This is a genomic window from Streptomyces sp. bgisy027 (genome assembly GCF_057710365.1).
In genome coordinates, this window is the sequence record NZ_JBYIVZ010000104.1 from 1 (window position 1) to 10,122 (window position 10,122).

At 67.7% G+C, this 10,122-nt stretch carries 12 protein-coding genes and 1 pseudogene; 8 read left to right on the forward strand and 5 right to left on the reverse strand.

The window, feature by feature from the left end; all coding sequences use genetic code 11:
• Window positions 1–161 (reverse strand): SDR family NAD(P)-dependent oxidoreductase (locus AC3ETA_RS47225; RefSeq protein ID WP_432199082.1); only part of this gene is annotated, 161 nt, incomplete at its 3' end.
• Between the two features lie 239 nt (window positions 162–400).
• Between AC3ETA_RS47225 and AC3ETA_RS47230 the strand changes: the two genes are divergently transcribed.
• Window positions 401–1,498: an IS110 family transposase gene (locus AC3ETA_RS47230; RefSeq protein WP_432199072.1), complete on the forward strand. Its 1,098-nt coding sequence runs from the start codon at window positions 401–403 to the stop codon at window positions 1,496–1,498.
• Window positions 1,499–1,515: 17 nt separating this feature from the next.
• Here AC3ETA_RS47230 and AC3ETA_RS47235 read toward each other — a convergent pair whose 3' ends face one another.
• Window positions 1,516–2,514, reverse strand: a complete 999-nt coding sequence (locus tag AC3ETA_RS47235) for a fumarylacetoacetate hydrolase family protein (protein WP_432199073.1) — start codon at window positions 2,512–2,514, stop codon at window positions 1,516–1,518.
• Window positions 2,515–2,665: 151 nt separating this feature from the next.
• On the opposite strand from AC3ETA_RS47235, the gene AC3ETA_RS47240 reads away from it, so the two are divergent.
• On the forward strand, window positions 2,666–3,478 hold the full coding sequence (locus AC3ETA_RS47240; RefSeq protein WP_432199074.1) for an SDR family NAD(P)-dependent oxidoreductase: 813 nt from the start codon (window positions 2,666–2,668) through the stop codon (window positions 3,476–3,478).
• Between the two features lie 75 nt (window positions 3,479–3,553).
• On the opposite strand, the gene AC3ETA_RS47245 is transcribed toward AC3ETA_RS47240, so the two are convergent.
• Both AC3ETA_RS47245 and AC3ETA_RS47250 read right to left on the reverse strand, forming a co-directional pair.
• Complete coding sequence (locus AC3ETA_RS47245) at window positions 3,554–4,132, reverse strand: carboxymuconolactone decarboxylase family protein (protein ID WP_432199075.1); 579 nt, start codon at window positions 4,130–4,132, stop codon at window positions 3,554–3,556.
• Complete coding sequence (locus AC3ETA_RS47250) at window positions 4,129–4,560, reverse strand: VOC family protein (RefSeq protein ID WP_432199076.1); 432 nt, start codon at window positions 4,558–4,560, stop codon at window positions 4,129–4,131. Before AC3ETA_RS47250 ends, AC3ETA_RS47245 begins: the two co-directional genes overlap by 4 nt.
• A 107-nt stretch (window positions 4,561–4,667) precedes the next feature.
• Between AC3ETA_RS47250 and AC3ETA_RS47255 the strand changes: the two genes are divergently transcribed.
• The 3 genes and pseudogenes from AC3ETA_RS47255 to AC3ETA_RS47265 all read left to right on the forward strand — a co-directional run.
• Window positions 4,668–5,927, forward strand: a complete 1,260-nt coding sequence (locus AC3ETA_RS47255) for an NAD(P)/FAD-dependent oxidoreductase (protein WP_432199077.1) — start codon at window positions 4,668–4,670, stop codon at window positions 5,925–5,927.
• Window positions 5,928–5,939: 12 nt separating this feature from the next.
• Window positions 5,940–6,788 carry a fumarylacetoacetate hydrolase family protein gene (locus tag AC3ETA_RS47260; RefSeq protein WP_432199078.1) on the forward strand — a complete coding sequence of 283 codons (849 nt, stop codon included), beginning with the start codon at window positions 5,940–5,942 and terminating at the stop codon, window positions 6,786–6,788.
• Between the two features lie 298 nt (window positions 6,789–7,086).
• Window positions 7,087–7,350: pseudogene (locus tag AC3ETA_RS47265) on the forward strand (SbtR family transcriptional regulator); the annotation flags it as partial.
• Between the two features lie 111 nt (window positions 7,351–7,461).
• Here the strand turns inward: AC3ETA_RS47265 and AC3ETA_RS47270 are convergent.
• Complete coding sequence (locus AC3ETA_RS47270; RefSeq protein WP_432199083.1) at window positions 7,462–7,998, reverse strand: carboxymuconolactone decarboxylase family protein; 537 nt, start codon at window positions 7,996–7,998, stop codon at window positions 7,462–7,464.
• Window positions 7,999–8,079: 81 nt separating this feature from the next.
• Between AC3ETA_RS47270 and AC3ETA_RS47275 the strand changes: the two genes are divergently transcribed.
• The 3 genes from AC3ETA_RS47275 to AC3ETA_RS47285 form a co-directional block, all read left to right on the forward strand.
• Window positions 8,080–8,841 carry an SDR family NAD(P)-dependent oxidoreductase gene (locus tag AC3ETA_RS47275; RefSeq protein ID WP_432199079.1) on the forward strand — a complete coding sequence of 254 codons (762 nt, stop codon included), beginning with the start codon at window positions 8,080–8,082 and terminating at the stop codon, window positions 8,839–8,841.
• Between the two features lie 143 nt (window positions 8,842–8,984).
• Window positions 8,985–9,866 (forward strand): 3-hydroxyacyl-CoA dehydrogenase family protein, encoded by an 882-nt coding sequence (locus AC3ETA_RS47280; RefSeq protein WP_432199080.1) that lies wholly within the window; start codon window positions 8,985–8,987, stop codon window positions 9,864–9,866.
• A gap of 5 nt (window positions 9,867–9,871) precedes the next feature.
• Window positions 9,872–10,122 (forward strand): hypothetical protein (locus tag AC3ETA_RS47285; protein ID WP_432199081.1); only part of this gene is annotated, 251 nt, incomplete at its 3' end.

A 10,122-nucleotide genomic window follows, 5' to 3' on the forward strand; every position in this document is an offset into this window, starting at 1 on the left:
GGACGCACCGTCAGCATTCGGAATGACTCGTCTAGTGCCGGGCCGGGCCGGGCGAGCAGACCGACTCGTACCCCCTCGGCGGCCAGTGCCCGGGAGGCGGCGAGTCCGATGCCTTGCGAGGCACCGGTGACCAGGGCGGTGCGGCCGGCCAGCGTGCTCATTAGAGGACCATCCCTTCTGCAGCCCTCACGGGTAGGGTTGTGACCTCTCGGTCCCGGCGGGTGCACGGCCGTGTGTGCGAGCCGTTCGACGGCCTGCGTGAGTTGCGCCGGCCCTGCCGGGCCGAGGCCGTCTGATCGGCTTCAGGGACACGCCCCGCAGAGGGCCGATTAATGAGCTCCCGGCAGACGTCCTCACCACCGAGCAGGTGCTCCCGGATCGGCAGTGGAGTACGACGCACGTGCTCATCGGATGGGACTGGGCGACCGACACGCACGACGTGACGGTCATGGACGCAACCGGCGAGCGCATCGACCGGTGGGAACTGGCCCACACCGAGGAGGGGTTCACCAAGACCCTGGCCCGTCTGCGCAAGCATGGCGATCCGGCGGACCTGCCCGTGGCCATCGAGACCACCCGGGGCCTGGCCGTGGACCGGCTGCTGGCCGGCGGGCACCCGATCGTGCCGGTGCACCCGAACGCCTTCCACGCCATGCGGGCGCGCTGGGGCGCGTCCAAGGCCAAGACGGACGCGGGTGACAGCATGAAGCTCGCCGACTACCTGCGTACCGACGGCCACCTGCTGCACTGGCCCGGCGGCAAGGCCGTCTTCGCCAACCTCGACAGCGACATCGCCATGGCGTTCCTGGAGAAGTACCCCACCCCCACCTCCGCCGCCAAGCTCACCGCCGGACGCCTCGAAGCCTGGTGCAAGCGCCGCGGCTACTCCGGCAAGAAGCCCGGCAGCGTCCTCATCGAGCGCCTGCGTTCGGCGCCGAAAGCGGCCTCCCGCATCAGCGACGCCGTCGTCGCCCAGCTCGTCCGCATCCAGGTGGCGCTGGTGCAGGTCATACGCGCCGCCATCCGCGCCCTGGACAAGGCCATCGCCGAAGCTGTCGAGACCCATCCCTACGCACCCCTGTTCGCCACCATGCCACGCATCGGCACGGTCAGCCTCGGCCAGGTCATCGGCGGGATCGGCCCGATCCTGGAGCGCGCCCAGACCTGTGAGCAGCTCATCGCCGAAGCCGGCGTCGTCCCCGTCACCCGCGCTTGGGGCAAGTCGCGCATGGTGACGTTCCGCTTCGCGACCAACCGAAGAGCCCGCGTCGCCCTGACCGTCTTCGCCGACAACAGCCGCCACGGCAGCGACTGGGCCGCGAAGATCTACAACGACGCCCGGGCACGCAAGCGACACCCCCACGCCGTCCGCATCCTGGCCCGCGCCTGGCTCCGGGTCATGTGGGCCTGCTGGTGCAATGGCACCTGCTACGACCCCGCCACCCACCAAGCCAACAACAAGATCAACACAACCATCGAGGAGCCTCTGGCGGCATAGAGGTTGACTCGGGAAACTCATGCGCCATCCTCCGCAATCCAGCGGTTACCGAGTACACCAAGTCCTTCGACCTCCAGCTCGACGAGGTCACCCGGCTGGGGATAGCGGCGCAGTTCCAGGCCGCAGCCGCCGCCCACCGTCCCTGTGCCGATCACGTCGCCGACGTGCAGGGTCTCGCGGCGGCTGATGTGGCTGACGATCTGCGCGACGGAGTAGTGAATGGTGTCGGTAGAACCGCGGCTCCACTCCTCCCCGGCCACCCGGGCGATCATGGCGTGCGGTTTGTCGGGGTCCCACTCATCCGCCGTGACGAGGTACGGGCCGAGGACGTTGGTGCCGTCCGCGTCCTTGCCCTTCGCCGGACCGAGCCCGGCACGCATCTCCTTGAGCTGGGCTCGGCGTTCGGAGATGTCGTTGAAGACGGTGTAGCCGGCGATATACGCGACCGCGTCCTCCTCCGCGATGTCCGATCCCGAGCGGCCGATGACGACGGCGTACTCCAGCTCGTAGTCGAGCCGGTCGACGCCCGTCGGCACGGTGACGTCGGTCCCCGTGCCCACCACCGCATTCGGGTTGCCCTTGTAGTAGACGGGCATCTCGTACCACTCCGGGGGCACGTTGCCCCGGCTCGCGGTACTGACGTGCTGCTCGAACGCCGAGCAGTCCCGCAGCGAGGCGGGACGCGGCAGTGGGGACAGCAGCTGTACCTCGTCTGCGGAGTAGACGAGCCGCCCGCCCAAGGCACTCTCTGCCTCGGGGTCGTCGGTGACCGGACCCAACGCCTCCAGCGTCTCCGCGATCGCTGCCTCACTCACCGTGCCCCCGGCCATCAGGGCTATCAAATCGGGAGGTACCACCACATTCGCCATGACGCGGGCACGGGAGCGGTCGACACGGTCGACGAGCACATGGGCGTAGCCCTGGTTGAGATCCAGTAGGCGTCCGGCGGCGGTTACGACTCCGATTCGGCGTATAGGTCCCACAGGGGTGTTCACCTCGAACGTCGCGTAGCGCACAGCACGCACCTCCAGAAATGACATGCAACAACAGAGACAGATTATGTGCAGTATGTATACCCTGTCCATGCCTCATCAGGACAGCGGGAGACGCCTGACGAGGCCACGATGGCCGCCGGGACGCTGCCCGGCACGGAGAGGAGTGGGATGCATGGCTGAACTCGAGGACAAGGTCGCGATCGTGACCGGTGGCGCCTCCGGAGTCGGCGCGGCAACAGCGCACGTGCTCGCCCGTGAGGGCGCCGCAGTGGTGGTCGCCGACATCAACGCGGGTGGCGCGGAGGCGGTCGCCAAGCGGATCGAGGCCACAGGCGGACGGGCCGTCGCCGCCGCCGTCGACGTCAGCGAGGACGACCAGGTAGCCGCGATGGTCGCTACTGCGGTGCGCGAGTTCGGGCGTCTGGATGTACTTCACAACAACGCCTTCCTCGGCTCACCCGAGGTGATGACCAAGGACGCCGCGATCGCTGACATCGACCCGGACCTCTGGGACCGTGTGATGCGGGTCAATCTGCGGGGCTACGCGCTCGGCGCGAAGCACGCCATCCCCGCGATGCTGGCCGGCGGTGGCGGAGTCATCGTCAACACGACATCGGCCACCGGGCTGGTGGCAGAACTCAGCCGGCCCGCATACGGCGCGTCCAAGGCCGCGATCGTCGGGCTGACCCGCAACATCGCCACCCAGTACGGCAAGCAGGGCATCCGCAGTGTCGCGCTGGCGCTCTGCCTGGTGAACACCGAGGCGCTCAAGGCCAACATGCCGGCACCCGTACAGGAGATGATGGTCGGGCACCACCTCACCACACGGCTCGCCGAGCCCGAGGACGTCGCCGAGGTGGTGAGCTTCGTCGCCTCCGACCGGGCCGCCTTCATCACCGGCTGCACCATCCCCGTCGACGGCGGCGTCACGTCACACACGCCTTCCTACGCCGACGAGCGACGTTTCATGGAAGCAGCGGGATAGCCCTCGTTTGGGAGACGGCGGAGACCGCCGCCTCCCAAACGCCTTCACGGGGGCGGCAACACCATGGCCTGGCGCTCACAGCGGACGAATGCGCTCAGTGAGCCCGGGGACGCGGGCGTGGTGGTCCTCGAGCGGGACCGCCAGACCCGCCGCCACCCTGGCCACGCAGCAGTACCAGGACACCGTCATGACCAGCTCGACGATCTGCCGGTCGTCAAGCAGTTCCGCCACCGGGGTCCAGGTGGCATCGTCGACCTTGCCCGTCTCGGTAAGCTCGTCGGTCAGTGCGAGCACCGTACGCTCCAGCGGCGTGAACGGGCCGCTGTCCCTCCACTCCCCCAACGCCAGCAGTTTCGGCTCGGTGCTCCCGGCTTGCAGGGCCTGCCGCCAGTGGCTGCGCCACACGTACTCACTGCGCGTCAGCTGGGCGACGCGCAGGATCGCCAGCTCGCGGAGTTCCCGGTCGGAGGCGGCGTCTGCCCGCAGACTCCAGCCGAGCCCGATCCAGCCGTCCAGGATCTCGGGCGAGTGCCCCAGCGCCTGGTACATGGTGGGGACACTTCCGACCGTGCGGCCGACCCGGTCGTAGATGGCGGCCAATCGTTCGTCGCCTCCGGCGGTGGCCCGCAGCGGCACCCGCCCGTCGCCGGTCACGCGTCGTCCCGCCGGGATCGCTTGTCGCAGCGGCAGGTCCCGATCTGGTGCAACTCGATCATGTTGCCAGTCTGGTCGTACAGGAACAGCTGCTGCCGCTCACCGCGTCCGGCCTTCCAGTACCGAACGGCCAACCGGTCGAGCTCCTTCTTTGCCGCCAGGATGTCGGGCACCCCGAAGGCGACGTGCTCGGTGAAGGGATCCTGGTCGGGTCGACGCGCGTACCGGGACACGCCCTCGACGCCGAAGAGATGGATCTGGGTGCCATTGTCGGTGTCCATCCAGAACAGCGGCACATCGGGGATCTCACGCGCCTCGGGATCGGGTTCGAGACCCAGCACGTCCCGGTAGAACGTGAGCGTCTCCTCCACTGCGTCGGGCCGCATACGGACGGCGTGGTGGTGCAGTTCCAGACCGTTCAGCGCCATCGAGTCACCTCTCGGAATCGTCCTCGGGCCTGTTCCGGAGCATAAACGGGGTGGACAGAGTAATCAAGATTGGTCTTAACTGTTCAATGGGTTGAGGAGGCGCACAGATGCGGGAGACACACGTCATCGTCGGTGCCGGCCTGGCCGGCATCACCGCGGCGGCCACTCTGCGCGCCGAGGGATTCGGCGGCCGGGTGGTGGTGATCGGCGACGAGGACCGCGCACCCTATCCGCGGCCTCCTCTCTCCAAGCAGGTGGTCAGCGGAGAATTGCCGGTGGAGCGACTTCTCCTGCGCCCCGCGGCCTGGTACGCGTCCAAGGACATCGAGTACCGCGGCGGGGTCACCGTCACCGCACTGGACACGAGCGCCCGCACGGTGTCCTTCGGCGAGGGCACGGGATCGCTGGCCTACGACCGACTGCTTCTCGCCACCGGGGGGCGCCCGCGGAGGCTGCCCGGAACCGAGGACCTTCCCGGCGTCCACACACTGCGTACCGCCGAGGACGCCGCGGCGATTCGGGACCGGCTCGGTCCGGGCCGCCGTCTGCTGGTCGTCGGGGCCGGTTTCCTCGGCGCCGAACTCGCCGCGAACGCACGCACCCTCGGCACCGACGTCACCGTGCTGGAGGCCGCGCCGCTCCCGCTCACCCGCTCATTGCCCCCGCTGCTCGGCCGACTGTACGCGCGGATCCATCTTGACCAGGGTGTTGATCTGCGGACCGGAATCGGCGTGAACAGGCTGGTCGCCGCGGGCGACGGGCTACGTGCCGTCGGCACCGACGGTCGGTCGTATCCCATGGAAGGCCCCGCCGACACCGTGGTCGTCGCCGTCGGCATCCAGCCCAACACCGAGCTCGCCGCGGCTGCGGGGATCGCGGTTGACGACGGCATCGTCGTGGACGAGTACTGCCGCACCTCGGCGCCGGCCGCGTTCGCCGCCGGGGACGTGGCCAACCACCCCAATCCGCTGCTGGGCCACCGCGTCCGGCTGGAGCACTGGCAGAACGCCCAGCACCAGGGAGCTGCGGCAGCCCGCAACATGCTCGGCAACGAGCAGCCCTTCACCGAGGTGCCCTGGGTCTGGTCGGACCAGTACGGCCTGAACCTCCAGATCGCCGGTCTGCCGGATCCGGAAGACGATGTGGTGCTGCGCGGCGACCCGGACAGCAATAGCTTCACCGCCCTGCTCCTTCGTGATGGCGTGCTCAGCGGGGCCATCGGGATGAACCGGGGGGATGACATCCGCATCGCCCGCCGTCTGATCCAGCAGCGCTGCCGGCCGGACCGCGATCTGCTCGGCGACGACGAACGCCCCCTCGACTTGTTCCTGGCGGCCGAGCCGAAGCCCGAACCCGCAACCCCCTGAAGGAGTCCCGATATGAAGATCGGCCGATGCCACGACGGCAAGGCGGCGTTCTGGGCCGTCCTGGACACGGAGGCGGCCACCGCCCGCCCACTTGCCGGACGGTTCGCCGAGTGGGCCCCTGCCCTCACCGCCGACCTGGCCGACGAGCCCAGATGGGCAGGGCCGTCCCGTCCACTGGAGGGTCTGCGCCTGCTGGCCCCTGTCGAAAGCGGCGCGAAGGTCGTCGCAGCCGGAGCGACATACGCCAAGCATGTGGACGGCCTCGGTCTGCAGATGCCCAGCCAGCCGGCCGCCTTCCTCAAGCCGTACGAGTCGATCATCGGCCCCGAGGACGAGATCGCGTATCCGGCTCTGACCACTCAGCTCGACTACGAGGCCGAGCTGGTGGCGGTCGTGGGCGCCGACCACATCGCCGACCGCTCGGCAGCCATCGACAGTGTGCTCGGCTACACCGTCGGCAACGACGTCTCGGCGCGCGACCTGCAGTTCGGCGGGGGCGTCACCGGGATGGACATGTTCTCGGCCAAGGCGCTGGACCGCACGACAGGCGTGGGCCCTTGGATCGTCACCCGTGACGAGTTCGGCGGCAGCCACCCGGATCTGGAGATCCAGCTGACGGTGGACGGCACACCACGGCAGAAGGATCGGACATCCAGCATGGTTTGGGGTGTCGCCGAACTCCTGGACTATGTCGACTCCAGAAGCAGCCTGCACTCGGGCGACATCCTGTTCACCGGCACAACAGCGGGCGTGGCCCACGAGAGCGGCCGCTATCTCGAGCCGGGCCAAGTCGTGCGAGTCACCATTGAAGGCATCGGCTCGCTGAGCAATACCGTTGGCCCACGGTCTGCCACCGCTTGAGACTCTCCACGGCTGCTCTCCAGACATGCGCTCAGATGCCTCTCGCAACCGTGAGCGGATCCTCCGTGCGGCCCGCGAGGCCGTCAGGGACTGTGGCACTGAAGTGCCGTTCAACGACGAAGTCCCGCGCAGGGCCGACGTCGGCAACGCCACTGTCTACCGCCACTTCACGACCCGGCTCGAACTCATCCACCAGGTGACCCTCAGCTCGATGCGCTTGATCACAGGCGACGCGGAGCGGGCTCTCGCCAAAGAGAGCGACGTCTTCGAGGCGCTACAACACTTCATGCACCGGGCGATGGACGCAAGGATCGGCGCGTTGGGCCCCCTCATCGGAGACAACAGCGGCGGCACGACGGCCCAGGAGGTGGATCGAGCTCGGACGCGACTCGCGCATGCCCTTGAGGCGATGATGGTCCAAGCGCGCAAAGCGGGTAGCCTTCGCGCGGACGTTGCCGTCGATGACCTGGTCATGGTGCTCGCTCAGCTGACAGGTCCGCTGCCGGGGACCGTGTATGTCAACTTCCGGCAGTCCGCTCACCGCCATCTGCAGCTGTTCCTCGACGGTCTCCGGTCCCGCCGAGTCAAGCCATCTGGGCGCCCCCGGAGGACTCGCACGAGGACGCACGGACGCGAGGAATCCCTCTGTGCGACAAGGCACCTGCCCCTTGGCTCAGACGCCGACGACCGGCGGCCGGTCGTCGTCCTCGTACGCCCTCAGAACCCTGGCCAGCCGCCCGGAGCCCAGCATGAGGGCGGCGAACATGCCCAGTTCCACGATCTCCGCGGCGGTGAAGTGGCGGTGAAGTTCACCCAATACGGCGTCGTCGACTGCCAGGTGATCAATCGCGAAGAGCTCTGCGAAACGTAGTGCAGCCGCTTCTCTCGCTGTGAACCGCGGGTCGTCGGAGGAGAGGCACGCCACGTCCTCTTCGGACACGTCGTCGGACTTACGCGCCACCTGGCAGGCCCGGCAGTCGTTCATCGCGGCGATCCTGAGTCGCACCAGCTCCATCAACCGAGCGTCCAACAGGCGGCCTTCATGAATCTCGCCCTGAAGCCGCAGTTGGGCTTTGGCGAGTGCGGGCCGGTGGGCCCAGATACGGACGGGGAGGTCGCTGCTCAACGCCCGGGATGCCCGAGCCTTCCCGATGAGACCGTCGAGTTCCTCGTCCAGATCAGCCCGAGGCACAGGTTCGATGGCAGCCATGGCCCGACCCTAGCATCGAAGCATCAGATGTGACAGATTTCGTACTTATAGTTCAGTCAACACAGAAAGTGGGACAGTGCGTTGAACGGAGACCTGGAAGGCAGAGTCGCTCTCATCACGGGCACCGGCGGGGGCATGGGCCGTGCCGCTGCGCTCCGCTTCGCCAAGGAAGGCGCGGTGATCGTCGGCTGCGACCTCAACAGCGAGGCCAACGAGGAGACTGCCGCCGCGGTCAAGACCGCCGGCGGCCGAATGAGCGCGGCGGCCCCGGTCGATCTGGGCGACAGTCATGCTGCGCGCGCATGGGTCGAGCAGGCGACAGCAGAGCACGGCCGAATCGACATCGTCTACAACAATGCATCCGCGGCCCGGTTCGGTCCGGTGGGCACACTGTCCGAAGAAGACTGGCACTTCACCGTGCGCAACGAGATCGACCTGGTCTTCTACGTCACCCAGGCCGCCTGGCCATATCTCACAGAGCGCGGCGGGGTGGTCATCAACATCGCATCAATGGCCGGCCACGCAGCCAGCCGCGCCGTCCCGATGCTCGCCCACACCGCGACCAAAGGTGCCGTTCTCGCCATGACCCGACAACTGGCAGCCGAGGGCGCCCCCTTCGGAATCCGTGCGGTGAGCATCAGCCCAGGGGTCATCGAAACCCCGGGCACGGAAGCCCAGTTCGCCGACCCTGCGGTCCGAGATGCCCTGGCGGCCCAGCTCCTGCTCCCCCGCCCAGGCCTGCCCAAGGACGTAGTCGGGCTGGCCGCCTTTCTCGCCTCTGACGAGGCTTCGTACATCACCGGTGCGGACTTCGTGGTGGACGGCGGCATGTCGGCAATCTGAGTTCTTTGACATATTGAACACAAACTGTCTCATCAATCATACTGTCGGCAGCGGATCCGCCGAGTGCCTCTGTCGATGCCCTTCGATGGGACTCGGCGGATCACGCAGACGACGCAGCGCCAGTAAAGGGAAAGGGGAGCGCCGTGAAGGTCGCCGTGATCGGGGCCGGGACGATGGGCTCCGGTATCGCACAGCTCTGTGCCTCGACCGGACACGACATCTCGCTCGTCGACACCTCCGAGGCTCAGCTCGAACGCGCCGGCACTGCAGTGACTTCGAGCTTGGATCGATTCGTGGCCAAGGACCGTATGACTCGTGAGGCGGCTGACGGCGCGTTGCGCAGACTGGAGTTCACGACTGAACTGGAGCAGGCCGTCAGCGGCGCACGGGTCGTCGTCGAGACGGTCGTCGAAGACCTGGCGGTGAAGCAGGAGGTGCTCCGGCAGACCGCCGCGGCCGCCCCGGCTGAGGCGTTGCTCGGCACCAACACCTCCCAGCTGTCCATCACCGCGATCGGCAGCGCGGTCCCCGAAGACGCCCACCGTCTCGTCGGACTGCACTTCTTCAATCCTCCCGTGCTGATGCGACTGGTCGAGATCGTCCAAGGGCTGACCAGCAGCGAGGAGTACGTCCAGCGGGCAGTGGCGTTCTCCGAGGGGCTGGGCAAGGAGACCGTGATCTGTCGCAAGGACAGCCCCGGCTTTCTGACGTCCCGGATCTCGGCGATCGTCCGCCTCGAGTGCCTGCGGATGCTGGAGGAGGGCGTCGCCAGTGCCGAGGACATCGACCGTGCGCTGCGACTCGGTCTCAACTTCCCCATGGGGCCACTGGAGTTGGGCGACTTCAACGGCCTGGACACCTACCTCAAGATCTTGAACTCGCTGGAGAGCACTCTCGGGGGACGGTTCAAGCCGACCGTGACCCTGCGCAATCTGGTCGAGGCTGGACGTCTGGGTCGAAAGACCGGCCATGGCATCTACCGGTACGACGAGGCCGGGAAACGCCTCGACGACGGTTCGGTCTGACCGTCATGGCATCGATGGTCCCCACGCCTCCGGAAGGGATCGGGCCGGCGCGCCCGCTGAGCGTCACTCCAGAGCTGGTGCACGGCGCGCTGCGCCGTACCAGCACCATCGACGTGACCGAGCGCGAAGGCGACAGCGGGCCGCTACACATAGCGGCGCGTGCCCGTGACACCGCTTCCGGCAAATCGAAGCCTCTGGTCACGCTGACCGCCACGTTGGGCTCGGACAGCCTGATCAGATCACTGTCCGTTTCCTT

Excerpts from the sequence above, each read along its gene's own strand:
- AC3ETA_RS47240 (WP_432199074.1), top strand. The coding sequence starts at position 2,666 with ATGGCTGAACTCGAGGACAAGGTCGCGATCGTGACCGGTGGCGCCTCC.
- AC3ETA_RS47250 (WP_432199076.1), bottom strand. The coding sequence starts at position 4,560 with ATGGCGCTGAACGGTCTGGAACTGCACCACCACGCCGTCCGTATGCGG.
- AC3ETA_RS47255 (WP_432199077.1), top strand. The coding sequence starts at position 4,668 with ATGCGGGAGACACACGTCATCGTCGGTGCCGGCCTGGCCGGCATCACC.
- AC3ETA_RS47260 (WP_432199078.1), top strand. The coding sequence starts at position 5,940 with ATGAAGATCGGCCGATGCCACGACGGCAAGGCGGCGTTCTGGGCCGTC.
- AC3ETA_RS47270 (WP_432199083.1), bottom strand. The coding sequence starts at position 7,998 with ATGGCTGCCATCGAACCTGTGCCTCGGGCTGATCTGGACGAGGAACTC.